Raw genomic sequence first — 25,315 nt, 5'->3', positions numbered from 1 at the left:
AACGCCCGGTCCCATTCCGAACCCGGAAGCTAAGACCCACAGCGCCGATGGTACTGCACCCGGGAGGGTGTGGGAGAGTAGGACACCGCCGGACAACCATTAGGTCGAGACCCCCCAACCCACGGTTGGGGGGTCTCCCACACTCAACACCACAAACACACGAAAAGGCCTCCCCACAAGGAGGCCTTCACACGTTAAAGCCCCGCTAGCCCGAGAAGAACTCCGACAATTCCGAGATCAGCTTGTCCGGGGCCTTGTTCGGGCCATCGTGGCCGAATCCGGGCAGGATGGTGTAGCTGGATCCGGAAAGGACATCGTGGATCTGCCCGCAGGCCACGCCGAAGTACGCGGGGCTCTTTTCGCCCACCACGATCAAGGTCTCCAGAGGCAACGCCAGGAATGGCTCGGCGGGCATATCAGCGGCGATGACCGCCTTGATTTCGCGGACCCCACAGGTCATGAGTTCACGCAGCTGTTTGCCCAGCGGGGTGCCGGCTGCCAGCTTGTTGGCCAGGGTCAGCATGGACAGCGGCATCCTCGCGAAGGCGCCGCCCGTCTCCACTCCCTTGATGAGAACGGCGAGGGCGCGATCGTAGTCTCCTGCCGCCGTCGCCCGTTCATAGTCGTCTGTCCACTCTGCCTTGACACTGTGGTTGACCGAGACCGCCGGATCATAGACCGCCAGGCGTTCCACGGGCAGGGTGCGGGCCGCGTGTAATGCCACTGCACCGCCGAAGCTGTGGCCGAATACATCCGTAGTGGACGTGTGCTCCATAACGGTCTGAAGATCACGGATATCGGCTTCCAGGGTGTAGTCCTCGGCCTGCGGGGATGAATCGCCCCGCCCGCGCCTGTTGAACGTGTGGACCGGCCGGCCGAGGGCGTCGCTGAGCTTCTGGGCAAAGCGCGTGTAGTCCGAGGCCGTCACCATGGAGGCAGGGACAACCACGACACCGGAGCCTGCCGATACATGTTCACTGCCAGTGGTGAATATTTCGAGGTGGCCGCCGTCGTGGGTCATGATGATGTCGCGCGTCATGTCATGAGCCTAGCTGAGGCACCTGGCAGCAAGCCGCATACCGGCCCCGTATGTGCATAAACCGCAGGTGGGTAAGAAGTCAGCTTTTAAAGTACTCCGAAATATCCGTCACCAGCTCGTTGACCGCCGCAGGGATCGAGCCGTGGAATCCTTTGGGGGAGACCTCCAACGTGCTCCCGGGAACGGCCCTGTTCAGCCGGGCCGCGGTGACTTTATAGAACTGCGGACTCTTTTTGCCCACCATGAAATGGGTGTTCGAGGGCAGCACCGAAAAGTCCTGGGGCGTGCCGGCGTCGTCGAAGGCCGCCTTCAGCTCGCCTACTCCGGAAGGCAGCAGCTGCCGGAACAACCTGTTCACCTTGGTTCGGGAAACCACGGCCATGAGACCGGCCAGGATGGGCTCGGGAACGCGTGCCAGCGCAGTCCCCGGCTCCATTCCGCGCCGCATCCTCGCCATGGCCCGGTTGATGTCGCCTTGGTTTACCGCGTCCGCGAAACCATCCACCCAGCCGGTGTCCATGCTTCCGTCGATATTCACTGCGGCGTCGTAAACTGCGAGTTTGCCGGGTTCATGGCTGGTTCCGGCAAACGCCTGCGCGGCATTCAAGGCAACGGAGCCGCCGAGGCTGTGTCCAAGGATGTTTCGGGCGCCGGTGGCGTCCATGACAGTGCGGACATCCTCGATTTCCGTCGCCATTGAGTAATCGTTCGGCTGCTTGGTGGAATTTCCCCGGCCGCGACGATCGTAGACGTCCACCGCCCAGCCGTCGCCAAGGCCTTTTGCCAAGGCTACTGAGAAGGGCCTGTAGATCAGGGCCGTCAGAAACGCACCTCCGATCAACGCCACCCTGCGCTCCCCGGGCGCGTTGTGGTCGCCGTAGCCGTACAAGGCGAGGCTGCCGCCGTCGTGTGTCTTGATCACGCGTTCCTTCACCGGAACAGCTTAGGTGGCGTCCGCCCGTTCTTCCGGGAGGTGGTCCGCCGAAAGGAACCGGGCGATCCGCGCCGCCAGGCTCCGTCCCGGCCGGAGCGGACCTTCGTGGAATTGCCGCGGCACCACGGCGAACTCGATGGCGGGAACGGCGCCAGCCAGCGCCCGCCCCGTCTCGCCGAAGTACGACGGACTCCATCCTCCACTGAGCATGAGGGTGGGCGTGGACAGTTTCATGAAGTCGTGAAGGTGCGCGTCGGCGTCCAGGACCGCCCGCATTTCCACGACGGCGGTGGGCAGCAGGGAGCGCATCTCCAGTCCCAGCCTGGTTTGGGCCGACAACACGCTCAAGGTACGCAAGGCGCGCAGCGGGAGGTAGGAAATGGGCCCGGCCGTGCCAAGCCCTTGCACCAGGTGTGCCCACGCATGGTCCAGCTGGCCCGCCGTGACTGCTGCCTCAAGCTCCGGCCGCCAACGGCTGCTCAAATTGCCGGACAGGGACACCGCGGCATCGTAGGTCACCAAGCGGTCGATAGGGATCTCCCGGGCAGCCTGGAGCCCCACAAACCCGCCGTAGCTGTGCGCAACAACGTCGGTGGAGCCGCTCTTTTCCATGACTGCCTGGAGGTCAGCGATCTCCGTGTCGACGGAGTAGCCGGCGGGTTGCGGGGCGGAATTGCCGCGTCCGCGCCGGTTGTAGCTGTGCACGGGGCGCCCCAGCAAAATACTCAACGTCCGCGCGAAGGGCCAGTACAGGGAATCGGTCACCAAAGTGCCGTGGACCAGCACGACGCCGGTCGGTTCCACGGGCGCTTGGGCTCCTGGAATCGAAGCAGCCGACGCCGGCCTGAAGCTGTGCACCTCAAGCTGCCCGCCGCCGTCGTGCGTTTCAACCATCCATGTCTCCACCGTCCGAGTCTATGCTTTTCCCCGCTGGTGAAGTCCGGAAGTGGAGGTCGGTAATCAACGGTAAACTTAAGGACTGTGACTTCCGCAAACACCCCAGCCCCGAACACCTCCGCAGAACCCATCGACGCCAGCGAGCAGATGCGCATCCGCATGGACAAGCGCGCCAAGCTGATCGAGCGCGGCACGGAGGTCTACCCCGTGGGCGTGGAACGGACCCACTCCCTCGGCGAAATCCGCGAAAAGTATGCGCACCTCGAGGCCGACGAGACGACGGGGGACATCGTTGGCGTCACCGGGCGCGTGGTGTTCGTCCGCAATACCGGCAAGCTCTGCTTCGCCACTCTCCAGGAGGGCGGCGTGGACGGGAAGGGCGTACGCCTTCAGGCGATGCTGAGCCTGGCCAACGTCGGCGAGGAAGCCCTGGCCGACTGGAAGGCCCTGGTGGACCTAGGCGACCATGTGTTCATCAAGGGCGAGGTCATTTCCTCCCGCCGCGGCGAACTGTCCGTGATGGCCGATTCCTGGTCCATGGCGTCCAAGGCACTGCGTCCGCTCCCCGTCCTGCACGCGGAGCTCAACGAGGAAACCCGCGTCCGCCAGCGCTATGTGGACCTCATGGTCCGCGACGAAGCCCGCGAGATGGTTTACAAGCGTGCCGCCATTACCCGTTCGGTCCGCGACACCCTTGACCGACACGGATACGTGGAGGTGGAAACCCCCATCCTTCAGTTGGTCCACGGTGGCGCCACGGCGCGTCCTTTCGAAACGCACATGAATGCGTTCGACCAGAAAATGACGCTCCGCATTGCCACCGAGCTTTTCCTCAAGCGCGCCGTTGTAGGTGGAATTGACCGCGTCTACGACATGGGCCGCGTCTTCCGCAACGAGGGCGTGGACTCCACCCACAGCCCCGAATTCACCACGCTTGAATGCTACGAGGCTTGGGCTGACCAGTTCGTCATGGCCGAGCGCATGAAGGAAATCATCCTGAATGTGGCAGACGTCGTGGGCACGCGTACCATCCAGACCGAGGCCGGAGAAATAAACCTCGACGGCGAATGGGCCTGGCTTGCGGTTTACCCCGGTATTTCAGAAGCCGTCGGTGTGGAAATTACCCCGGACACCACTGTGGAGGAGTTGTTGGCGATCGCCGCCAAGCACGACGTCAAGGTGGACCCGAAATGGGACGCCGAGAAGATTGTGGTTGAACTCTTCGGTGAAATCGTCGAGCCCACGCTCCTGAACCCCACTTTTGTGTACGACTACCCGCCGTCGGCGCAGCCATTGGCCCGCCCGCACCGCGAGGATGGCCGTTTGATCGAGGCATGGGACCTCATTATCGGTGGAATGGAGCGCGGCACGGCATTCTCCGAGTTGATCGACCCCGTCATTCAGCGTGAACGCCTCACCGAGCAATCCCGCAGGTCCGCTGCCGGTGATGAAGAAGCAATGCAGCTGGATGAGGATTTCCTCCGTGCCCTCGAATACGGTGCACCGCCGATGGGTGGAATCGGACTGGGCATCGACCGCCTGGTCATGTTGTTCACCGGGGCCGGTATCCGCGAGACCATTCTTTTCCCCTTGTTGAAGCCTGAAGGGCACTGATCATGGAGTACATCGCAGTCCTGGCGCCGTCGGTGGTGGTCGGTTTGATTTTCTGGTTTGCCATGAAGTCCATCTTCAACGCGGACAAATCCGAGCGTCAGGCAGAAGCCCGGGCCCAGGAGGAGGCCAATTTGAAAAATCAGGGCCCGGCTCCCGAAGGTCCGGCCGCTAAATAGCTCCAAAATGGCTTCCCCTAAGCAGACGAATCCAATTGTGCTTTGACGTGCGTGCTTGTTGTGACAGATAATCAAGAAAGAAACCCGGGGAATTTCTGATTATCCAAACCCTCCAAATGAGAGGCAACTCATGGCACAGAAAGTAAAAATCATCCTCGTCGATGACCTGGATGAAGGGGCTGCGGACGAAACTGTCCGTTTTGGCCTCGACGGCGTGAGCTACGAGATGGACCTGTCCACGGCTAACGCAGCTTCCCTTCGGAAAGCCCTGGAACCGTTTGTCGCCAAGGCCCGGAAAACCTCCGGCCGCGCAACGCGGGGCCGCGCAACAGCTGCCCGCAACCAGGATTCTGCGCAGATCCGGCAGTGGGCCCGTGACAACGGTTACACGGTCAACAGCCGCGGACGTATTCAGGCAGAAATTCAGGAAGCTTACCAAAAGGCAAATTCCTGATTCATCACTTCAATGCCCCGGCAGTTGCTGCCGGGGCATTCGTTGTTTAAGCGCCCTTTTTCGCGCGCTACGGCCTTGCCTGGGAATCTTCTGTGAAATCCGTCGCCATGGAAAGAGATGGTGATTCCATTTGGTCGCCCTAATCCCGGGGGAGCACGCGTTGCGAAACGGCCCGGGCGGGATCCCGGCGACCACCGGTGGGGCGCGCGTCAGGATGTCACCGCCGTCGTCCCGGGTCAAGGGCCGCAAACGGATTTATTCCGCGAGAGCGTCATGTTTCCCCTGTGGCGAACACGCTCCAAAAGTCTTCTCCGGGCACGTAGCATCAAAGTACGTCGTAGCTAGGAGTGTGGCGAAATGTTTGAGAGATTTACGGACCGTGCCCGTCGCGTGGTCGTCCTTGCCCAAGAAGAGGCAAGGATGCTCAACCACAATTACATCGGTACCGAGCACATCCTCTTGGGTCTGATCCACGAGGGTGAAGGCGTTGCAGCCAAGGCGCTCGAGTCCCTGAGCATTTCGCTCGATGGCGTCCGCGAGCAGGTGCAGGAGATCATCGGCCAGGGCCAGCAAGCCCCGTCCGGCCACATCCCCTTCACTCCGCGCGCCAAGAAGGTGCTTGAGCTTTCGCTCCGCGAAGCACTGCAGCTCGGCCACAACTACATCGGTACTGAGCACATCCTGCTCGGCCTCATTCGCGAAGGCGAAGGCGTGGCCGCCCAGGTGCTGGTCAAGCTTGGTGCGGACCTGAACCGTGTCCGCCAGCAGGTTATCCAGCTGCTCTCCGGCTACCAGGGCAAGGAGACCGCCGGAAGCGGCTCCGGCCAGGGCCAGCCCGAAGGTACCCCTGCCGGCTCGGTGGTTCTGGACCAGTTCGGTCGCAACCTCACCCAGGCTGCCCGCGAAAACAAGCTCGATCCTGTGATCGGCCGCGAGCAGGAGATGGAACGCGTCATGCAGGTCCTCTCCCGCCGTACCAAGAACAACCCTGTGCTGATCGGTGAGCCCGGCGTCGGCAAGACCGCCGTCGTCGAAGGCCTCGCCCAGGCGATCGTCCGCGGCGATGTCCCGGAAACCATCAAGGACAAGCAGCTCTACACGCTGGACCTTGGTTCCCTGGTTGCCGGCTCCCGTTACCGCGGTGACTTCGAAGAGCGCCTGAAGAAGGTCCTCAAGGAAATCCGCACCCGAGGCGACATCATCCTGTTCATTGACGAGATCCACACCCTCGTCGGTGCAGGTGCCGCAGAAGGTGCCATCGATGCTGCGTCGATCCTGAAGCCGATGCTCGCCCGTGGTGAACTCCAGACCATTGGCGCCACTACTCTGGACGAGTACCGCAAGCACATCGAGAAGGATGCCGCCCTTGAGCGCCGCTTCCAGCCGATCCAGGTCAAGGAACCCTCTGTTGCGCACGCGATCGAGATCCTCAAGGGCCTGCGGGACCGTTACGAGGCACACCACCGCGTCACGATTACCGACGGCGCACTGGCCTCGGCCGCTCAGCTCGCCGAACGCTACATCTCGGACCGCTTCCTGCCGGACAAGGCGATCGACCTCATCGATGAAGCCGGCGCACGCCTGCGCATCCGCCGCATGACCGCTCCGCCGGAGCTCAAGGCCATGGACGAGCGCATTGCCGACGTCAAGATGGAGAAGGAATCCGCCATCGACGCCCAGGATTTCGAGGGTGCTGCCTCGCTGCGCGACAAGGAGCAGAAGCTCATTGCCGAACGCGCCGAGAAGGAGCGCACGTGGAAGTCCGGCGGCATGGACGACATCTCCGAGGTTGACGAAGACCTGATCGCCGAGGTTCTCGCGAACTCCACCGGCATCCCGGTCTTCAAGCTCACCGAGGAAGAGTCTTCGCGGCTCCTCAAGATGGAAGACGAACTGCACAAGCGCGTCGTCGGCCAGGACGAAGCCATCAAGGCCCTGTCTCAGGCTATCCGCCGTACCCGTGCAGGCCTCAAGGACCCCAAGCGTCCCGGTGGTTCGTTCATCTTCGCCGGCCCCACCGGCGTCGGAAAGACCGAGCTCGCCAAGGCACTTGCCGAGTTCCTGTTCGGTGAAGAGGACGCCCTCATCACGCTGGACATGTCCGAGTACTCCGAGAAGCACACGGTTTCGCGTCTCTTCGGTGCACCTCCGGGCTACGTCGGCTACGAAGAAGGCGGCCAGCTGACCGAGAAGGTCCGTCGTCGTCCGTTCTCCGTGGTGCTGTTCGACGAAGTTGAGAAGGCGCACGCCGATCTCTTCAACTCGCTGCTGCAGATTCTGGAAGACGGCCGCCTGACCGACTCCCAGGGCCGCGTGGTGGACTTCAAGAACACCGTGATCATCATGACCACCAACCTGGGGACCCGCGACATCTCCAAGAGCGTCGCAACCGGCTTCCAGTCCGGCACGGACACCCAGACCGGCTACAACCGGATGCGTGCACGGGTCACGGAAGAGCTCAAGCAGCACTTCCGCCCCGAGTTCCTCAACCGCGTTGATGATGTCGTGGTGTTCCCGCAGCTGACGCAGGACGAGATCATCGAGATCGTGGACCTGTTCGTCACCCGCCTGGAGCGTCGCCTCAAGGACAAGGACATGGGCATCGAGCTCACCAAGGCCGCCAAGGTCCTGCTCGCTACCCGTGGTTACGACCCCGCAATGGGTGCCCGGCCTCTGCGCCGCACCATCCAGCGCGAGATCGAGGACCAACTGTCCGAGAAGATCCTGTTCGGCGACATTCACCCGGGCGACATCGTTGTGGTGGACGTCGAGGGTGAGGGTGACGACGCCAAGTTCACGTTCGAAGGCAACGCCAAGCCGCGGATCCCGGAGATTGCTCCCACCGCGTAAGTTATCCGGCCTGGCCCAACGAAAGCCCCGTCCATTCCGAAAGGAGTGGGCGGGGCTTTCGCTTTGCACCCCCCACCCGCCCTCCCTCCTTCCCCCGATGGAGTTTTTGTACACCTAATGACGTTAAGGTGGCCTTATAAGGGCGTTATCTGTACAAAAACTCCAGTAGGGGAGGGGCGCGTGCGCGTTTTGATGGTGGCTCCGGGTACCAGGGGTGACGTTGCGCCCATGGCCGGTCTCGGCAGCAGCCTCCAGTCTTTGGGCTATGAGGTCGCCATTGCCGCCAACCCTGCGTACGCCGCACTCGTTGTTGGGTCCGGCTGCGAATTCAGGCCGCTGCAAGGGGATTTGGCGCAGCTGATCAGGCGGCCTGCCCCTGGCACGAAGCCGACATCCGGCAGCGTAATGGCATTCTGGAAGCAGCTTGGCCAGTACATGGAGAATGCCGCGATCGGCACCCTGGCCGCAGCCGAGGCCGGAGCCGACGTCATTCTGGCCAACTCAGTAGCACCCTATGCGTACGACGTTGCTGAAGCCTTCGGGATCCCAGCCATCGGCGCCCACCTGCAGCCCACGGAACCGAGTTCTGCCTACCCGCCGGTGATCATGAACTCTGCCCGAAGCCTTGGCCCATGGGGCAACAAGCTCATCGGTGAGCGGGCTGCCGCGGGCCCGGCCCCCTATGACGGGCCCAGCAGACGGCTTCGCAAGACCCTGGGCCTGAAAAAGGAAAGCCGAGTGGCTGCGGAGCGTCGTACAAGGAAAGCCCGGGCAACTACGCTCCACGGCATCAGCCCCACCGTGCTTGCGCGTCCTTCAGATTGGCACGACGGCCTGGTCATGGCCGGATACTGGTGGCCCGCAGGCAGGCAGGACTGGCAGCCGCCGGAGGACTTGGTGGACTTCCTTGCGGGCGGACCGCCGCCCGTCTTCGTGGGCTTTGGCAGCAGCGCCCATATTGACCCCGACTTCATTCTCGAGGCCACGCGGCGGGCCGGCGCGAGGGCTGTGGTGCAAGGGGTGGAGGGAGTCCTGGGCGATGACGCAATCGGCGTCGGCGATGTTCCCCATGAGTGGCTGTTTCCGCGGATGGCGGCGGTTGTGCATCACGCGGGTGCAGGAACGACGGCGGCCGGCTTCCGGGCCGGTGTCCCTGCGGTAGCCGTCCCGGTGTACACCGATCAACCGCTGTGGGCCTCCAGGATTGCCGCGCTCGGGGCTGGTCCCCGTCCGCTTCCGCATAAAACGCTGACTCCGGAGAGCCTCGGCGAGGCCATTGCGGAAGCGGTCAACGCGCCGTCGTACGGTCTACGGGCGAAGGAAGTCGCGGCGGCCGTCGCCGAAGAGGACGGAACCATCCCGGTCGTTGACGCACTGCGGCAGGTTGAAGCCCGCACCAATATCTGAAAGTAGTGTTTCACTCTAAGTGAACCGGACTGTGATGGCGGGCACATTCCGTGTTGAATCAGGGTATGGACTCTGCTGATACCTCGGGCGAGCAGCCCGAAACCCCCTTTCACGACCTGGACCACTACCTCGCCATCCCGCGGGTAGGAGGCCTGGCGCTCAGCCCGGATGGCAATCGCCTGGTCACCACCGTGACGACGTTGAACTCCAAAGGAACCAGCTTCACTACCGCCCTCTGGGAGCTCGATCCCGCCGGTCAAAGCCACGCACGCCGGATTACCCGCAGTTCCAAGGGGGAAACGGGTGCCGCCTTCGGGGCCAACGGTGACCTCTACTTCACCTCGGCACGCCCTGACCCGGAAAGTCCCGATGCCGACCCTGTCAACGCGCTGTGGCTGCTCCCGGCCGACGGGGGTGAAGCGCGTGTGGTCCACTCGCGTGCCGGTGGCATCAGTTCCGTCATGACGGCGAAGAGTGCCGACGCGACCTTCATCAACGCAGAGGTCCTGGCGGGCTCCACCGACGAGGAAAACGATGAAGAGCGCAGGAAGGCCCGCAAGGACAACAAGGTCTCCGCCATCCTGCACAGTGGCTACCCCGTCCGCTATTGGGATGCCGACCTCGGCCCGGCAGAGCCGCGGATCTTCGCGGTGGAGCCTGGTGAAGAGAAGGAGCCCGGCAAGCCTTCAACAGTGGACGCTACCGCGCCGCTGAAGTTGCGCAACCTGACATCCGGCGTCGGAAGTTCGCTTCGGGAAGCCAAGACCGTGGTGAGCCCGGACGGCAAAACCATCTACACCAGCATGGCCAAGGCACTGGCAAAAGCCGACAGCCGCCAGGTCCTGGCCGCCATCGACGTGGCTACCGGTGCCGTCAAAGTTCTGCTGGATCACGAGGGCATGAGCTACTTCCCGGGTCCCGTCAGCCCGGATAGCCGGACGCTGGTGGTGGAGAGTGAGAGTGACACAACGCCCACCCAGGCGCCCCAGGTGAAGCTGCACCTGCTGAACGTCTCGGGCGGAGAGACCGCCGACCTGGAGCCCCTGGCCCACCAGTGGGACCGATGGGCTACTGCGCTCGCATGGCTCCCGGACGGTTCGGCCATCCTGGCGAAAGCGGACGACGACGGCGCGTCGCCGGTTTTCCGGATCAACGTCGCCGACGGTGGCGTTACCCAGGTGACGAAAGACGGCGCGGCGTATACCGACGTCGTGGTTTCTCCCGACGGAAGCGTGGCCTATGCGCTGCGCAGCTCTTATGAATTCCCCGCCGAAGCAGTGCGGATCGACCTCGCCACGGGAGAAGTGGTCCGCTTGCAGGCCCCGGCGGATCGCCCTGTGTACAAGGGCCGGCTTGAGCGTGTGGAGGCAACGGCCGACGACGGCGCGCGGGTCCCTGCGTACCTCGCCCTCCCGGAGGGTGCCTCGGCGGACAATCCCGCGCCGCTCCTGCTCTGGATCCACGGAGGGCCCCTGGGCTCGTGGAATGCCTGGACCTGGCGCTGGAACCCGTGGCTGTTGGTGGCCAAGGGCTACGCCGTCCTGCTGCCCGATCCTGCCCTGTCCACCGGCTACGGGCAGGACTTCATCCAGCGTGGATGGGGTGAATGGGGAAAGAAGCCTTTCACGGACCTTATGGCCATCACCGATGCCGCGGTGGGGCGACCGGATATTGACGAAACGCGGACCGCAGCGATGGGTGGCTCGTTCGGTGGCTACATGGCGAACTGGGTGGCCGGGCAAACGGACCGTTTCAAGGCCATCGTCACGCATGCGAGCCTGTGGGCGCTGGATCAGTTCGGCCCCACCACGGACGCGGCCCAGTATTGGCTGAAGGAAATGACCGCTGAGATGGCCATGGAGAATTCGCCTCACCTGAACGTGGGCGACATCAAGACGCCCATGCTGGTGATCCACGGTGACAAGGACTACCGGGTGCCGATCGGCGAGGGCTTGCGGCTTTGGTACGAGCTCCTGTCCTCTTCCCAGCTGCCGGCGGACGACAACGGCCAGAGCCCGCACCGCTTCCTGTACTTCCCGGATGAGAACCACTGGATCCTGCAACCGCAACACGCCAAGGTTTGGTACGGCGTGGTGGAGCACTTCCTGGCCAAGCAGGTTCTGGGCAAGGATGTGGCGCTGCCCGAAGAGTTGGGACTGTGAGCACCGGGGAGGCTGGGCGATCAGCCTCCCCGGATCAGCTTCCCGACATCCGGCGGATGTCGCCCACACCCGCCTTCACGAAGCTGCCCCTTCCGCCCATCTCGCTAGGATGGGGGAGTGACTTCCTCCTTCACTCTTCGCCCTGCCCGCACCAGCGACGTGGCGGCCATTAAAAGGCTCGTTGCTCCACTGGCGGAGGAGCGGATTCTCATGGCGAAGGAGACGGTGGCCTACTACGAGAGCCTCCAGGAATTCCGGATCGCCGAATCCGACGCCGGCGAGGTTATTGGCTGCGGCGCCCTGCACGTGATGTGGGAAGACCTGGCCGAAATCCGCACGCTGGCGGCGGCAGACTCCTGGCGCGGACGCGGCGTCGGGCACACCCTGGTGGAGGATCTCCTGGAAGAAGCACGTGCCCTGGGTGTAAGCCGGGTCTTCTGCCTGACCTTCGAGGTGGACTTCTTCAAGCGCCACGGATTTGAGGTCATGGCGGACCAGTCCGCGGTGGATCCGCAGGTGTACTCGGAGTTGCTGCGCTCGCATGACGAGGGTGTGGCGGAGTTCCTGGACCTTGCCCGGGTCAAGCCCAACACCTTGGGCAATACCCGCATGATCAAGCAGCTTTAGCCCTTAACAACCGCCGCCCGATTATGGGTGATTTAAAAACTCTTCTCTTATATCCAGTTGATGGATAAACTGATCACGGCTTGCTGGGGAAGCTTCCACTACTCGGTCAATGTGAGAGAAGATCATGCAGTCCCACGCGTCCATTTCAGATGTTTCAGAACTCCAACTCAGCGTGCGCGGTCCAGTGTTCACGCCTGCCGATCCCGGCTTCGCCGCTGAAGTAGCGGCGTTCAATCTATCCACCCAGCACCAGCCTGACCTTGCCTTCGGCGCCCTCGATGCAGAGGACGTCGCGGCGGCGGTCCGTTGGGCTGCAGAACGTCGAATGCCTGTTTCCGTGCAATCCACGGGTCATGGTGCCACCAACGCCATCGAAGGTGGCCTGCTCATCAGTACGCGCCGCATGCTGGAGCTCAGTATCGATCCCCTCGAGAAGACCGCCCGTGTCGGAGCTGGTGTCCGTTGGAGGGCGGTGGTGGACCACGCGGCGACCTTCGGGTTGATGGGCCTCTGCGGCTCAACCACCGACGTCGGCGTGGTGGGCTACACGCTCGGCGGCGGATTGCCCATCCTTGGCCGCAAGTACGGCTTTGCCTCGGACCATGTGATCGCCTTTGAACTCGTCACCGCCGACGGCACCCAGCGCCGGGTGAGCAAGGACGAGAACTCCGAACTGTTCTACCTCCTGCGGGGCGGGAAGGGAAACCTCGGCATCGTCACGGCCATGGAATTCCACCTGTTCCCCAGCTCGGACCTCTTCGCCGGCGGCCTCTACTACGACGGCGAGCACGCCCCGGCCGTTCTCCAGCAGTTCAGCGAATGGGTGCCGGAGCTGCCCAAGGAGGCATCGGCGTCGTTGGCTTTCCTTCGCCTGCCGGACATGGACATCGTCCCCGAACCGCTGCGCGGAAGATTCGTAGTGCACCTGCGCTATGCCTACCAGGGCGACGCCGCGGTGGCCACCCAGCTGCTGGAGCCGATGCGCCGGAGTGCTCCCTTCATGATGGACGGGACCGGCCCTTTGGATTCAACCCAAATGGACATGGTCCATCAGGACCCGGAGCAGCCCGTCCCCGTGCGGGAGCGGGGTTTCCTGCTGGATCGCTTGGACCAAGGGGCCAAGGACGCCATCCTTCGCCACTTCGGCCCCGGTGTCCCGAGCCCCGTGCTCATGGCGGAAATCCGGCTCCTTGGTGGGGCCCTGGCCGCCTGCGCGGACGGTGAAGACATGGTTGGTGCGCGCGACGCTGCGTTCAGCTTCTTTATGGCCGGCATGGCCGTCCCGCCTGTGGCGGAGCTGCTCCCGGGGGTGTTCGACGCCGTTCGCGAGGACCTGCGCCCGGCCTCCAGCGGCGGGACTTTCGTCAACCTGCACGGTCACTTCGTGGATGCCGAGGACAGGGAACGGCCATGGGGGCCAAGCGTCCGTGAACGGCTCCGCAAGGCGAAGGCCGAAGTGGATCCGCAGAATATGTTCAGTTTTGGGCACGTCGTTGGGCTGCCGGTCATCGATCAGACCGTCCTGCTGGAAGACGTTGCCACTGCCGGCGGCGACGCCGTGCTGAACAACTGAAGGGGATGCGGACAATGGACCATAGGGTCACATTTCCCGATTTCTCCGCCTTCCAGATCGATCTCCCTTTCGGGTCATGGCCGCACGATGCTTCCTGGTCGGGCGACCGGCACACCGACCCGGATCTCTACTCGGCTTTCTGGCCGGAGTTCCCGGTGCGGCAGGAAGCCAGTGAGGTGACCGAACCGTCCGGCGAGGAGTAGCCCGGTAGGCCTACCGGGGCAGTGGATATATTCTACGACAGATCCAGTTATCTGTCGTAGAATATATCCATGAATCGAAGGAGCCCGCTCCTGGACAGGCTTCCGCCCCGGGCCGCCTTTAGCGTAAAGGAGGCCGCTCACTACGGCGTGCCCAAAGCAAGCCTGTACCGGCTACGCGACGCGGGGCTCATAGAGCAGCTCGGGCATGGCCTCTACATTGCGGCGGAAGGTCTGGACGCAGACCTCGACTTGGTTGAGGCTGCGCATAAGGCGCCCTTGGCTACTCTGTGCTTGAACAGTGCGCTGGCGCGCCATGGGCTGATCGACGAGATTCCGTTGGCCATCGATTTGGCGATCCCTCGAGGAAAAACTCCGCCCCAGGTTTTGTCGCCGGTAAATTGGCATATCTTCGACCGGGCGACCTTCGAGGTAGGCCGGTCAGAGACGCCTATCGACGGTGCGGACGGTGCAATGATCGGAATTTACTCCCCTGAGCGTTCAATAGTTGATGCGTTTCGCCTGCGTGCCACCGCTGGGTATGAAACTGGCATTGAAGCTCTTCGCAACTGGCTGAAGCGTTCAGACTCTCATCCGGGGCGACTAATGCAAGTGGCGTCTGCCATTCCCCGATCCGGCGGGCCGCTCCGCCGGGCACTGGAGGTCCTTCTATGACCGCCTCCGGGATTTACAACCAATTGCAGGCCCTCGCACGCAATCGGGCTCGTCCCTTTGACGAAATCCTGGTCTTGTACGCACTTGAGCGCTTTCTGCACCGTCTCGGCAGCACCCCTTACGTTGGAGATTTTTGCCTTAAAGGTGGGGTCCTCTTGTCTGCCCACTCGCTTCGTAGACCCACGCGGGATATCGATATCCAGGCGCTCGACTTTGAGCTGGACGTCACCCACGTCACCCAGGTAGTGGCAACGGTCGCGGATGTGGTCGCAGGGGACGGTCTCTCGTTTCATACTGGATCCCTGAACATCGAGCAGATTCGTGATGAAGACGAGTACACAGGCCTTAGGGCTACCCTGCCGGCAACACTGCATCGGGCAAAGCTCACAATCAAGCTGGACATCAGCACCGGGGACCCCATCTGGCCCGCTCCCGAGCAAATTGAACTTCCATCATTGTTGGGCGGCTCTGTGAAGATGCAAGGCCATCCTCTAGTGATGGTCCTTGCCGAGAAGACGGTCACCATGCTGCAAAGAGGGACAACGAGCACCAGATGGCGTGACCTTCTGGATGTCGTGGCCCTGTCCGATAGATACCCCTTTGTGGCAGAGCAGGTCAGGGAGGCGGCAAGGAAAGTTGCTATCCACCGGAATGTCGAGCTGGGACCGCTCCGCGAATTCCTCAACGGCTACGGGCAGGTTGGGCAAAGCAAATGGGCGGCCTGGCGCGCTAAAAACAGGGTGGAAGACCTATGCGCGAAGGACCTTGATGACCAAGTGGAACGCATCCTGCGGTTCATGGATCCACTTTTCGATGGAACAGCGGAAGACCACCATGTATGGAGTCCTGACCAGCGATCGTGGGCATAGGGTCGACGACGACGGCAGGGGAGTTTAGTCCCCGACACCCATGGCCCGGTTCACTGGGCCAAAGCGGCAGGATAACTGCCATAGCGGGCCCGGTAGGCCTACCGGGGCCACGGCCCCGGTAGTAGGGTCAGAGCACCAGCCACACCACGCCAGGAGCATCCAATGAAAAAGCTCATCAATGATCCGCGTGCCGTGGTGGACGAGTCCGTTGAAGGGTTCGGCATGGCGCATGCCGACATCGTGGACGTCCACCCCGAGCCGAAGTTCGTCGTCCGGAAAGGTGCACCGGTGCAGGGCAAAGTAGCCCTCGTTTCCGGCGGAGGCAGCGGCCACGAGCCCCTGCACGCGGGGTTCGTCGGACTCGGCATGCTCGACGCCGCTGTCCCGGGTGTGGTCTTCACCTCGCCGACCCCTGACCAGATCATTCCGGCCACTGTCGCGGTCGACTCAGGTGCCGGCGTCGTCCATATCGTGAAGAACTACACCGGCGACGTCCTGAACTTCGAAACCGCGGCCGAGATGGCGCAGGCCGAGGGCGTCCACGTGCGTTCGGTCCTGGTCAACGACGACGTCGCCGTGGAGGACTCGCTGTACACGGCCGGGCGCCGAGGCGTTGGCGGAACCGTTTTGGTGGAGAAGATCGCCGGTGCTGCGGCGGAGCGCGGAGACGATCTCGACGCCGTCACAGCAATCGCCGAAAGGGTAGTGGCGAACGTGCGGACCATGGGCGTGGCCCTGTCCGGCTGCACGGTGCCGCACGCGGGAACACCAAGTTTTGAACTGGCCGACGACGAAATCGAAATCGGCATAGGCATCCACGGAGAGCCGGGCCGCCACAGGATAGCCATGGAAGGAGCCGACGCCATCACCGACCGGCTGCTCGAACCCGTGCTGGAGGACCTTGGCCTAAGCTCCGGTGACAAGGTGCTGCTGTTCGTCAACGGCATGGGCGGGACCCCGCAAAGCGAGCTGTACATCGTGTACCGGCGGGCCGCGCAGGTTCTTGCCGAACGTGGGGTCACAGTGGAGCGCTCCCTGGTGGGGAACTATGTGACGTCCCTGGAGATGCAGGGCTGCTCTGTGTCGATACTGCGCCTGGACGACGAGATGACGGGGCTCTGGGACGCTCCCGTCCACACTGCGGCACTGCGATGGGGAGCCTGAGCATGGGGCTGGACGTTAAATGGACGCAGGACTGGCTGAAGCTGTCCGCCAAAGCGATGGCTGAGCACCGGGTTGAGCTGATTGAGCTGGACCGGGCCATCGGGGATTCCGACCACGGCGAGAACATGGACCGCGGTTTCCAGGCCGTGCTGCAGAAACTCGATGAAAGCCCGCCGGAAACTCCTGGTGCCGCACTGAAGGCCGCAGCCATGGCGCTCATGTCCAAGGTGGGCGGGGCGGCCGGGCCGCTTTACGGAACGGCCTACCTCCGCGCGGCCACCTCGTTGGGCGACACGGTCGACGTCGACTCGGAGGCGCTCGCAGCGGCCCTCGCCGCAGCGCGGGACGGGGTTGTGGCGCGTGGAAAGGCCGAGCCTGGCGATAAAACGATGATTGATGCGTGGACGCCGGCGGTTGAGGCTGCCGCGAAGGCGGCGTCCGAGGGTGCAGAACCGTCGGCCGTGCTGGAAGCCGCCGCCAAAGCCGCGGAGGAAGGTGCCAAGGCAACCGATCCCCTGGTGGCACGCAAGGGCCGGGCCAGCTATCTCGGCGACCGCAGCGCCGGCCACCGGGACCCCGGGGCGGCATCAACCGCTCTCCTGTTGCGGGCAGCTGCCGAAGCAGCGGCCGGATCCGCCAGCACGGGAGCGGCCGGATGACGGTTGGGATCGTGGTTGTTTCGCACAGCAGCAAGATCGCTGAAGGAGCCGTTGAACTCGCCGCCCAGATGGCGCCCGACGTCGACCTCGTCGCCGCCGGGGGAACTGACGACGACCGGATCGGGACCAGCCTGGAGAAGGTGCTTGCCGCCGTCGAGCAGTCACTGGTGGATTCCGGTGGCGACGGCGTTGTTGTGCTGACGGATCTTGGCTCTGCGGTGATGACGGCTGAATCCGCGATGGAATTCGCCAGCAATCCGGACGCCGTGCGACTGGCCGACGCGCCGTTGGTGGAGGGGCTCGTCGCGGCGGCTGTGGCCGCGCAAGGGGGCGCAGGCGTCGAGGATGTACGCAAGGCTGCGGAGGCGGCCGGCTCAACCAGCAACTCCGCAGCGGCCAAGCGTACTGACCTGCCGGATCCGTACGGACAGGATGAACCTGACGCCAGCGGAGACTTCGAACTCATCAACCCCATGGGCATGCACGCGCGGCCGGCAGCAAAGATCGCGGGTGGCCTGTCAGGTTTGGACGCGGAGGTGACGGTGAACGGCGTCGACGGCATGTCCATCATGGCGCTCGCCGCCGGGAAAGGCTCCAGCCTCCATGTCGAGGCCCGGGGCAAGGACGCCGCCAAGGCCGTCGAGTATGTGGGCCGCTTGGTCAAGGAAGGGTTCGGGGAGCTCTAGTATGAACCGATTTTTACCCAAATATTGCTAAGTACACTGATTAGTGATGTTGTAGAGGTACAAGGTTCCTACGACGAAAGAGGTGCGACATGGGTGCTGACGACAAGTTGGAGAACACCGGCGAGAAGCTTGGCGGCAAGGCCAAGGAAGCTGCCGGCAAGCTGACGGACGACAAAGGCCTCGAAGCTGAAGGTAAAGGCGACCAGGTCAAGGCTGACCTCAAGAACGCCGGCGAAAAGGTGAAAGACGCCTTCAAGAAGGACTAGGAATGTGGACAGGGCCGCTGCGCTTGCAGCGGCCCTGTCGCGTTGTGTGAACTTCTTGTGCGAAGCGCCGCTCCAGCGGTGCGCTGATTGATGGAGGATCGTCGTGAACATAGTGGTAAAGCTGTTTGGACTCGCCGTGAGCCTGGGTGCCGGCGCGCTCGCCAACAAAACGCTGGAGGGCCTCTGGGAGAAGAAGACCGGCAAGCCCGCGCCCAAGGACGGAACAGACCTTGATGACTCCCTGCCGGGTGTCCTGGTTTTCGCCGTTGTGTCCGCCGCTGTTGGCGCAGTGGTTCACGTACTGACCCAGCGGGGCACCAAGAGTGCCCTGGCCCGCATGAAAAAGACGGCTGACGAGGTCTAAGCCATGGCTATAGCTAAATTCCCGAACGTTGTTCTTGATTGTCCCGATGCGGCCGCATTGGCCGCGTTCTACGGGGAAGTCTTCGGCTGGGAAGTCCAGGGCAAGGACGACTGGTACGAGATCCGCCCCAGCGATGGCAGCAACTGCATCTCATTTCAGCAAGTGGAGGTTTACCAGGCACCTGTTTGGCCCGGGCAGACCATCCCGCAGCAGATGCACCTGGACATGGTGGTAGAGGACCTGGATAAGGGTGAGGAGGCTGTGCTGTCACTTGGTGCGACCAAAGCCGACCACCAGCCGGGCGAAACATTCCGGGTATTCCTCGACCCGGCCGGCCACCCCTTCTGCCTCTGCCTCAGCTAGCCCCCCGGGCTGGCCGCACCCCCGGTCCGGTCAGCCCTGCCGGGCCGCCCATTCTTCTACCCGACGGTTGCTTTCCTCCTCGGAAAGGTCTTCAACGCGGGTCATGATGGACCAGCGCACGCCAAAGGGGTCCCGGATGCTGGCGTAGCGGTCACCGGAAACGAAGGTGGTCAGTGGCTCACGGATAGTGGCTCCGGCTTGCTCGGCCTTCCGGACCAAACCGTCCGCGTCCGCGCAGTACAGGCCCATGGAGTAGCAGTCGTCCTCGCCGTCCGGTGCGGGCACCAGGTGGTACTCCGGGTTCGGCTCACCGAGTTGCAGGTGTCCGTTTCCGAAGTCCAACTCGGCGTGCACCACCACTGCGCCCATTTCGGTCTGGCCCACCACGCGGGCTCCGAAGATATCGCGGTAGAACGCTATGGCTTCCCTCGCGTTGGGGACAGCGAGGAAAGGCGTGAGGCTGGTCAGCCCGTTGGGGACGCCGCGGGTGGTGTACTGTCCATCGGCTGCCGTGGTTGATTCTGTGCTTGTAGTATCGGTCATGGCTACGACGCTACGCTCCGGCCGCGCAGGGGCGCTTGCAGATTCGCGACAGGTTTGGAGGTCCGTTGGAGAGCTCCTTCAAGGGCATCCTGTATCCGGCGAGGCTGCCCACTTTCCATCGGCTGCCCGCCCCCGACGCCGTCGCGGAGCTCGTGGAATGGTTCTGGATCCCCGAATGGGACATCGAGCCTGGCCGCTCTTCCCGGCAGCATGTGATCGCCTACCCTGCCTCCAACCTGGTGGTCCAAGGTGGTGGCGTCGGGTTTTCCGGTCCAACCACCCGTGCCGGATTCCGCGACCTCAGCGGCAAAGGCTGGGCCGTGGGCGCCCTGCTCCGGCCCGCCACGGTTCCCCTGTTCACGGATGACCCCACTGGGCTGCGCGACAAGGAAGTCGCGCTGCCGCTTGACGACCTTCAAACCGCGGTATCGGCCGCCATGGACCCGCCTCCCGGGCGAACCGCGCACGACGGCGGCGCTCACCGGGAGCGCGCAGTGGCTGCCTTCGTTGCGTGGTTGGCTTCCCGGGATGTGGTCCCGTCCGAGGAGGCCCTGCTCGCCAACCGCATGGCGGACGTGATCGCTTCCGACCCTGATGTACTCCTGATCGAAGATGCCGCACGGCGCTTGGCGGTATCGCCCAGAACCCTGCAACGGATTGCGAAGAAGTACGTCGGGCTCAGCCCGTCGGCCCTCATCCGGCGTCGAAGGCTGCAGGACGCCGCCGAGCGCGCAAGGTCCAATCCAACAGCGGACCTCGCGGCGATCGCCGTCGAACTTGGCTACGCGGACCACGCGCACCTGACGAACGACTTCCGGAAGTACCTGGGCTTTACGCCGAGTACGTATCGGAGGTCAGCTGGGGAGTTTTGAGTACGGGGGCTTGCGGTTCAGCCGGGGCGGCCTCGGGATCCGGTGGGGTGCTGTCACCGCGGAAGGCAGCGAGCATTGCCTCCCGGTCGAACTGGCCTTCCCACTTTGCCACCACGAACGTGGCCACACAGTTGCCGAGCAGGTTCACCACAACGCGCATGGAGTCCATGAGCCGGTCCGCTCCGAGGAGCAGCGCGACCCCGGCGACCGGGAAGATGCCCAGCGCTCCCGCTGTGGCGGACAGGGCAAGGAAGGCGGAGCCTGGCACGCCGGCCATGCCTTTGGACGTCAGCATCAGCACTCCGAGCGCGGCCAGCTGCTGCCCGAGATCCAGATTGTGGCCGAAAGCCTGGGCGAGGAAAAGCAGGGAGATGGAGAGGTAGAGTGCTGCGCCGTCGAGGTTGAAGGAGTACCCGGTGGGTACAACCAAGCCCGTGGTCGCCCTGGAGCAGCCGGCGTTGGTCAGCTTGGTCATGATGCGGGGCAGCACCGATTCGGTGGAGGCCGTACCGAGGGCCAGCAGGAACTCTTCGCGGGAGTACTTGATGAACTGCCATAGCGGGACACGAGGGTAGACCCAGGCGACGACGAACAGCAGTCCGATGAAGACCAGGGCGGAGCCGTAGCACGCTGCGATCAGGAGTGCGTAGGTGCTGAGTGAGCTGAGGCCGTACTGGCCGATGATGAAGGCCATGGCGCCGAAGGCACCCACGGGCGCAACCCGCATCACCCAGGCCATGATCTTGAAGAAGAGCTCGAGGGTGGTTTCCATGACATCGATGACCGGCTTGCATTTTTCGCGGCCTACCACCACGATTGCAGCCCCGAAGAAGACGGCGAAGCACAGGACCTGAAGCAAGGAGTTGGAAGCGAACGCGCCCACCACGCTGGTAGGGATGATGCCCAGCAGGAATTGTCCTGCATCCTTGGGCGGGGCGGTGGTGGTCTTGGCGTTCACCGCGTCTGCGGACAACGTGGCGGGATCGATGTTCAGGCCAGCGCCCGGCTGCACGATGTTGGCGACCACCAGTCCGAATGCCAGGGCGAAGAGCGTGGCGGCGGTGAAGTAGATCAAAGCCTTCACACCTACCCGGCCCACTGCTTTCACGTCTCCCACGGCGGAAATTCCTGTGACGATGACCAGGAAGATCAGCGGGGCGATGATCATCTTGATGAGCTGGATGAAGCCGTCGCCAAGGGGACGAAGCGCGGATCCAAGGTCAGGCCAGAGGTAGCCAATGCTGATCCCCAACACCACGGCCACCAGGATCTGGAAGAACAAGGATTTGTACAAGGGCTTCTTGGCCGCCGGGCTCACGGCGGAGGCGGGTGCTGGGATCTTCAAAGTGGCGCCTATCTGTGCGATGGCCGTGCAGGGTCACGGTCCGGAACACCTAAGACGCTATGGAAGGGTTGTTTCCGGGAGGCTAATTCCAAGGGCTTGCTGTGTTTAATATCGGAATCAAGTTTCCGCCATACGGAATCTACTGTTGTTGCTTCAGGCCTTCCGTATCAAGCACCACGCCGGCCGAAATGACCCGTCCGCACTTCTCGCCGTACGGATACGAGCCGCGGGGTGTAAAGCTCACCGTGCGCACGGGCAGCGCCGCGCCGGTCTTGGACACGCCGCTGACCGTGACTTCCATCGGAGACTCCGATAGGGAGGGCAACTCCACGAAGCCCTGCAGGGTCCCGTCCGGAGACGACGTCGCCGAGCACACGCCATCCGGTGTGCACTTCTCGTCCGAGGTCACGGCTCCCGGGTTCAGCATGAGGTCCTTCTCGGTGCACGCCGCGTCCTGGCAGGCCTTCAACCGCAGCGAACCCACCTGGTTCACGTAGTCGGCAGTTACGGTCAAGGAGACGGCGGCTATGTGCCCGATCGCGGGACAAGCAACCGGCACGTCTGCGCAAGCGGATAGCAATGCCGTCCCGGCAAGGGTCAAGGCGACTCCGATTCTCCCCATGCTTCAGGGTAGGACGGCAATCGTTCCGCCGCTACGCTGGGAGCCGCAACCCGTCGTCGTGCATTTCCGCCAGTCCGTCGGCAAGCAGGCCGTCGAGCGCCCGTTCGAGCTGCTCGGGCGCGGAGTTGAGCCGGTGCAGGGCAGCCAAGGGGATCCCGATGCCCGAGGCCTCGAACCCGAGGTCGGCAGGCGCATGCTCGAACATCTCGCGCGGAACCGGATGGGCGGCCTCGCGCAGGACAGCCATCACGGCTCCGCGGACCTGGCGGTCGGTGCCGTGCCAGGACTGGCCCTTGGGGGTGTACGACGGCGGCGGCTCACCGGCCGCGAGCCAGGCGCAGCTGTCGCGAACGGGACACTCGGTGCACTTGGGACTGCGGGCCGTGCAGACCATGGCTCCCAATTCCATGACGGAGGCGTTCCACCGGACCGAAAGGCCTTGGTCTTCTGGCAGCAGGACATCGGCGAGCCGCATCTCCGCGGCAGTGAGCGCCGGGGCCGGCAAGGCATTCCCGGAGACAAGCCGTGCATGGACGCGCCGGATGTTGGTATCCACCACCGTTTCGCGGCGACCAAAGGCAAAAGCGGCGACGGCGGCCGCTGTGTAACCGCCGATCCCCGGCAATCCAAGAAGCGCGGGATAGTTGTCAGGTACGTTGCCGTCGTGCTCCTCACAGATGGCGACGGCGGCCGCGTGCAGCCGGAGGGCGCGGCGCGGATACCCCAGCCGTCCCCAGTGACGTACGGCTGCTCCGGACGCTTCCGCTGCGAGGTGGGCCGGTGTTGGCCAGCGCTCCATCCAGTCTAGCCACACCGGGAGTACCCGGACCACAGGGGTCTGCTGGAGCATGATTTCGCTGACCAGGATGCCCCACGGGGTACAGTCCGGCTGGCGCCACGGCAGGTCCCGCGCCGTCCGGGCGAACCAACGGTCCAAGGCGTGGTGGAGCCGGGCAAGCTCATTGGAATCGGGGAGTGTCATACTGCAATTAACTGTAGTGGAACCACCCCGGCGGCCTGCTCATGGCCGACGTCACACACGCCGGGATTGTTGCCAAGCGGCGTGTAGGTTAGCTGCCCCGACGGCCACGAGCCTAGCCTAGATGCATGGCCACCAACGGTAAGCAGCACTCGACCGCGCGCTCCTCCGCGCCGGCAAAGAGCGCTGCCCGGGGCTCCTCCAGCACCCCGGCCAACAGGCGGCGGCCCAGCCCCGCCGTGTATCGCCGTCGTCGTCAGGTTGTCTTCGGGGGGCTGCTGCTGGTGATCGTGCTGGTGGTTGCTGCCGTGCTGGCTCTGACTGGCGTGTTCGCCGGAACCGCCGAGCCACAGGCCGTCAATACCCCGGCGCCCACCCAGGCGCCCACGCAGGGGAGCGCGCCGTCCGTGGCGGCGTCGCCGTCGGCCTCGCCCACTCCCGTCTGCGACTTCAACCTGATGACCGTTGCAGCGAAAACTGACAAGCCTGCCTACGGTCCCGATGAAAAGCCGCTGCTGACCATGACCATCACTAACGGCAATGCAGCGCCATGCGAGGTCAATGTGGGCACATCCCAGATGGAATATGTGGTGATGAGCGGCTCGGACCGCATCTTCTCATCCAAGGACTGCCAGACCGGGGGAGTAGACCTGGTCAAGACCATCCAGCCGGGCAAGAGCGAAACCGCCAACTTCCCTTGGGAGCGCAACAGGTCGCTGGAAGGCTGCGGCGTGATCAACGCAAAACCCGGCGCGGGCGGCGCCTACTACACGTTTGAGGCGCGGTTGGGAAACAAAGCCAGCCCCAAGGCTGTCTTCCAGCTGAACTGACGGTTCAGGCGGCAGCCGCGCCCGAGGCGGCTGGAAAACGCCCGACGGCGGCAGCCGGCTTTAGAGGAACCGGTCCAGCAGGCTGGCCTCGGCCATGCGGCTCAAACCTTCGCGGACAGTGCGGGCGCGCTGATCGCCGATGCCGTCCACGGTCATGAGGTCGTCGATGGTGGCGGCCATCAGGTTCTGCAGCCCACCGAAGTAGTCCACCAAGCGGTCGGCGACAGCCTTCGGCACGGACTTCAGGCCGGACAACAGGCGGTAACCGCGCGGCTGGACTACGGCGTCCCACTGCTCGACTCCGCCGGCGAAGCCGATGATGTGGGCAATGCGGCTGAGGTCGATCAGTTCCGTGGGCCCGAGGTTCAGCAGTGCCTGGACGGCTTCTTCGATGTCTTCAGGGGTTGCGTTGGGGTCGGAGTAATCGCGGATGATCACTTCGCTGCCCGGGCCACGCCCCACGGTGAGTTCCTCCACCTGGAGGGACAGCAGGCGGCCGTCTTCGCCGAGTTCAAGAACGTATTGGGCAATTTCTTCGGAGATCCGGCGGACCATTTCCTGGCGTTGCAGCGTGACGGCTACGTCCCGCACCGTCACCAAAGCCTCGATCTCCAGTGCAGAAAGGGAGCTGGTGACCTGGTCCAGCCTGGCGCTGTACCGCTCCAGGGTTGCCAAGGCCTGGTTGGCGCGGGCCAGGACCTTCTCGGAGCCCTCCAGGACGTGGCGCAGGCCGTTCACGTACAGGGCGATGATCTGCATTGACTGGCTGACCGAGATTACCGGCACACCTGTCTGGATGGCGACGCGTTCAGCCGTGCGGTGCCGGGTACCCGATTCCTGGGTTTCAATGCTGGCATCCGGGACGAGTTGGACGGCTGCTTTGATGATGTTGCTGGCGTCCTTGTCGCAAATGATGGCCCCATCCATTTTGGCCAATTCACGGAGACGTGTCGGGGAGAAGTCGATGCCGATGTCGAAGCCGCCCGAGCAGATGGAATCAATGGTGCGGTCGTGTCCCAACACAATCAATGCGCCGGTGCGCCCGCGGAGGATGCGCTCAAGGCCGTCGCGCAATGGAGTTCCGGGTGCGACTCTGGCAAGAGTCGCCTTGAGCGATTCTTCCGGGCTCCGGGCCATAGGGTTTC

At 63.7% G+C, this 25,315-nt stretch carries 27 protein-coding genes and 1 rRNA gene; 20 read left to right on the top strand and 8 right to left on the bottom strand.

The genetic code is table 11. The features are described 5' to 3' along the window. Positions 1-94 (top strand): 5S ribosomal RNA (rrf, locus tag ACFUOZ_RS10925); the annotation flags it as partial. 111 nt (positions 95-205) lie between these two features. Here the strand turns inward: rrf and ACFUOZ_RS10920 are convergent. From ACFUOZ_RS10920 to ACFUOZ_RS10910, 3 genes are all read right to left on the bottom strand, one after another. Continuing rightward, entirely contained in the window at positions 206-1,039 is an 834-nt protein-coding gene (locus ACFUOZ_RS10920; RefSeq protein ID WP_377547824.1) for an alpha/beta fold hydrolase, read from the bottom strand. 79 nt (positions 1,040-1,118) lie between these two features. Beyond that, positions 1,119-1,973 (bottom strand): alpha/beta fold hydrolase, encoded by an 855-nt coding sequence (locus tag ACFUOZ_RS10915; protein ID WP_377547821.1) that lies wholly within the window; start codon positions 1,971-1,973, stop codon positions 1,119-1,121. Between the two features lie 9 nt (positions 1,974-1,982). Further along, positions 1,983-2,879 (bottom strand): alpha/beta fold hydrolase, encoded by an 897-nt coding sequence (locus tag ACFUOZ_RS10910; RefSeq protein WP_377547819.1) that lies wholly within the window; start codon positions 2,877-2,879, stop codon positions 1,983-1,985. A 75-nt stretch (positions 2,880-2,954) separates the two neighbouring features. On the opposite strand from ACFUOZ_RS10910, the gene lysS reads away from it, so the two are divergent. The 17 genes from lysS (at position 2,955) to ACFUOZ_RS10825 (ending at position 18,979) form a co-directional block, all read left to right on the top strand. Beyond that, positions 2,955-4,484: a lysine--tRNA ligase gene (gene lysS, locus ACFUOZ_RS10905; RefSeq protein WP_377547817.1), complete on the top strand. Its 1,530-nt coding sequence runs from the start codon at positions 2,955-2,957 to the stop codon at positions 4,482-4,484. Between the two features lie 2 nt (positions 4,485-4,486). Next, positions 4,487-4,660, top strand: a complete 174-nt coding sequence (locus ACFUOZ_RS10900; RefSeq protein ID WP_377547815.1) for a hypothetical protein — start codon at positions 4,487-4,489, stop codon at positions 4,658-4,660. 130 nt (positions 4,661-4,790) lie between these two features. Further along, on the top strand, positions 4,791-5,114 hold the full coding sequence (locus tag ACFUOZ_RS10895; RefSeq protein WP_377547813.1) for an Lsr2 family protein: 324 nt from the start codon (positions 4,791-4,793) through the stop codon (positions 5,112-5,114). 357 nt (positions 5,115-5,471) lie between these two features. Continuing rightward, positions 5,472-7,964: an ATP-dependent Clp protease ATP-binding subunit gene (locus ACFUOZ_RS10890; protein ID WP_377547810.1), complete on the top strand. Its 2,493-nt coding sequence runs from the start codon at positions 5,472-5,474 to the stop codon at positions 7,962-7,964. A gap of 180 nt (positions 7,965-8,144) precedes the next feature. Continuing rightward, positions 8,145-9,371 carry a glycosyltransferase gene (locus ACFUOZ_RS10885; RefSeq protein WP_377547808.1) on the top strand — a complete coding sequence of 409 codons (1,227 nt, stop codon included), beginning with the start codon at positions 8,145-8,147 and terminating at the stop codon, positions 9,369-9,371. 65 nt (positions 9,372-9,436) lie between these two features. Next, on the top strand, positions 9,437-11,533 hold the full coding sequence (locus tag ACFUOZ_RS10880) for a prolyl oligopeptidase family serine peptidase (RefSeq protein ID WP_377547806.1): 2,097 nt from the start codon (positions 9,437-9,439) through the stop codon (positions 11,531-11,533). Positions 11,534-11,650: 117 nt separating this feature from the next. Then, on the top strand, positions 11,651-12,160 hold the full coding sequence (locus ACFUOZ_RS10875; RefSeq protein ID WP_377547804.1) for an amino-acid N-acetyltransferase: 510 nt from the start codon (positions 11,651-11,653) through the stop codon (positions 12,158-12,160). A 124-nt stretch (positions 12,161-12,284) separates the two neighbouring features. Beyond that, positions 12,285-13,733: an FAD-binding oxidoreductase gene (locus ACFUOZ_RS10870; RefSeq protein WP_377547801.1), complete on the top strand. Its 1,449-nt coding sequence runs from the start codon at positions 12,285-12,287 to the stop codon at positions 13,731-13,733. A 14-nt stretch (positions 13,734-13,747) separates the two neighbouring features. Then, positions 13,748-13,936, top strand: coding sequence for a hypothetical protein (locus ACFUOZ_RS10865; RefSeq protein ID WP_377547799.1), 189 nt, complete (start codon positions 13,748-13,750; stop codon positions 13,934-13,936). A 69-nt stretch (positions 13,937-14,005) separates the two neighbouring features. Beyond that, positions 14,006-14,608, top strand: a complete 603-nt coding sequence (locus tag ACFUOZ_RS10860; protein WP_377547796.1) for a type IV toxin-antitoxin system AbiEi family antitoxin domain-containing protein — start codon at positions 14,006-14,008, stop codon at positions 14,606-14,608. Continuing rightward, positions 14,605-15,477: a nucleotidyl transferase AbiEii/AbiGii toxin family protein gene (locus ACFUOZ_RS10855; RefSeq protein WP_377547794.1), complete on the top strand. Its 873-nt coding sequence runs from the start codon at positions 14,605-14,607 to the stop codon at positions 15,475-15,477. The genes ACFUOZ_RS10860 and ACFUOZ_RS10855 overlap by 4 nt, the downstream gene beginning before the upstream one ends. A 162-nt stretch (positions 15,478-15,639) precedes the next feature. After that, positions 15,640-16,641: a dihydroxyacetone kinase subunit DhaK gene (gene dhaK / locus ACFUOZ_RS10850; RefSeq protein WP_377547791.1), complete on the top strand. Its 1,002-nt coding sequence runs from the start codon at positions 15,640-15,642 to the stop codon at positions 16,639-16,641. A gap of 2 nt (positions 16,642-16,643) precedes the next feature. Continuing rightward, complete coding sequence (gene dhaL / locus ACFUOZ_RS10845; RefSeq protein WP_377547789.1) at positions 16,644-17,300, top strand: dihydroxyacetone kinase subunit DhaL; 657 nt, start codon at positions 16,644-16,646, stop codon at positions 17,298-17,300. Next, positions 17,297-17,986, top strand: coding sequence for a dihydroxyacetone kinase phosphoryl donor subunit DhaM (gene dhaM, locus ACFUOZ_RS10840; RefSeq protein WP_377547787.1), 690 nt, complete (start codon positions 17,297-17,299; stop codon positions 17,984-17,986). The genes dhaL and dhaM overlap by 4 nt, the downstream gene beginning before the upstream one ends. A gap of 89 nt (positions 17,987-18,075) precedes the next feature. Next, positions 18,076-18,252: a CsbD family protein gene (locus ACFUOZ_RS10835; RefSeq protein WP_144663172.1), complete on the top strand. Its 177-nt coding sequence runs from the start codon at positions 18,076-18,078 to the stop codon at positions 18,250-18,252. A 103-nt stretch (positions 18,253-18,355) separates the two neighbouring features. Continuing rightward, positions 18,356-18,616: a DUF4235 domain-containing protein gene (locus ACFUOZ_RS10830; RefSeq protein WP_377547784.1), complete on the top strand. Its 261-nt coding sequence runs from the start codon at positions 18,356-18,358 to the stop codon at positions 18,614-18,616. A gap of 3 nt (positions 18,617-18,619) precedes the next feature. Continuing rightward, positions 18,620-18,979 (top strand): VOC family protein, encoded by a 360-nt coding sequence (locus tag ACFUOZ_RS10825; RefSeq protein ID WP_377547782.1) that lies wholly within the window; start codon positions 18,620-18,622, stop codon positions 18,977-18,979. Positions 18,980-19,009: 30 nt separating this feature from the next. On the opposite strand, the gene ACFUOZ_RS10820 is transcribed toward ACFUOZ_RS10825, so the two are convergent. Next, on the bottom strand, positions 19,010-19,522 hold the full coding sequence (locus ACFUOZ_RS10820) for a VOC family protein (RefSeq protein WP_377547779.1): 513 nt from the start codon (positions 19,520-19,522) through the stop codon (positions 19,010-19,012). A 65-nt stretch (positions 19,523-19,587) separates the two neighbouring features. On the opposite strand from ACFUOZ_RS10820, the gene ACFUOZ_RS10815 reads away from it, so the two are divergent. Further along, entirely contained in the window at positions 19,588-20,394 is an 807-nt protein-coding gene (locus ACFUOZ_RS10815; RefSeq protein ID WP_377547777.1) for a helix-turn-helix domain-containing protein, read from the top strand. Here ACFUOZ_RS10815 and dctA read toward each other — a convergent pair. The 3 genes from dctA to ACFUOZ_RS10800 all read right to left on the bottom strand — a co-directional run bounded on the left by dctA (position 20,354) and on the right by ACFUOZ_RS10800 (position 23,343). Then, entirely contained in the window at positions 20,354-21,739 is a 1,386-nt protein-coding gene (gene dctA, locus ACFUOZ_RS10810) for a C4-dicarboxylate transporter DctA (RefSeq protein WP_377547774.1), read from the bottom strand. The two genes, ACFUOZ_RS10815 and dctA, sit on opposite strands and share 41 nt — an antisense overlap. A gap of 139 nt (positions 21,740-21,878) precedes the next feature. Continuing rightward, the gene (locus tag ACFUOZ_RS10805; RefSeq protein WP_377547771.1) at positions 21,879-22,361 is read right to left on the bottom strand and encodes a hypothetical protein; all 483 of its coding nucleotides are present in this window, start codon (positions 22,359-22,361) and stop codon (positions 21,879-21,881) included. A 31-nt stretch (positions 22,362-22,392) separates the two neighbouring features. After that, positions 22,393-23,343, bottom strand: coding sequence for an A/G-specific adenine glycosylase (locus ACFUOZ_RS10800; protein ID WP_377547768.1), 951 nt, complete (start codon positions 23,341-23,343; stop codon positions 22,393-22,395). 125 nt (positions 23,344-23,468) lie between these two features. Here ACFUOZ_RS10800 and ACFUOZ_RS10795 point away from each other — a divergent pair, with 125 nt between their 5' ends. Continuing rightward, the gene (locus ACFUOZ_RS10795) at positions 23,469-24,170 is read left to right on the top strand and encodes a hypothetical protein (RefSeq protein ID WP_377547765.1); all 702 of its coding nucleotides are present in this window, start codon (positions 23,469-23,471) and stop codon (positions 24,168-24,170) included. Positions 24,171-24,230: 60 nt separating this feature from the next. Here ACFUOZ_RS10795 and disA read toward each other — a convergent pair whose 3' ends face one another. Further along, positions 24,231-25,307 (bottom strand): DNA integrity scanning diadenylate cyclase DisA, encoded by a 1,077-nt coding sequence (gene disA / locus ACFUOZ_RS10790; protein WP_377547763.1) that lies wholly within the window; start codon positions 25,305-25,307, stop codon positions 24,231-24,233. Positions 25,308-25,315 lie beyond the last annotated feature (8 nt).

The sequence above is a fragment of the Paenarthrobacter sp. NPDC057355 genome, from assembly GCF_042667405.1.
GTDB lineage: Bacteria > Actinomycetota > Actinomycetes > Actinomycetales > Micrococcaceae > Arthrobacter.
This window is presented reverse-complemented; position numbering and strand designations above follow the sequence as displayed.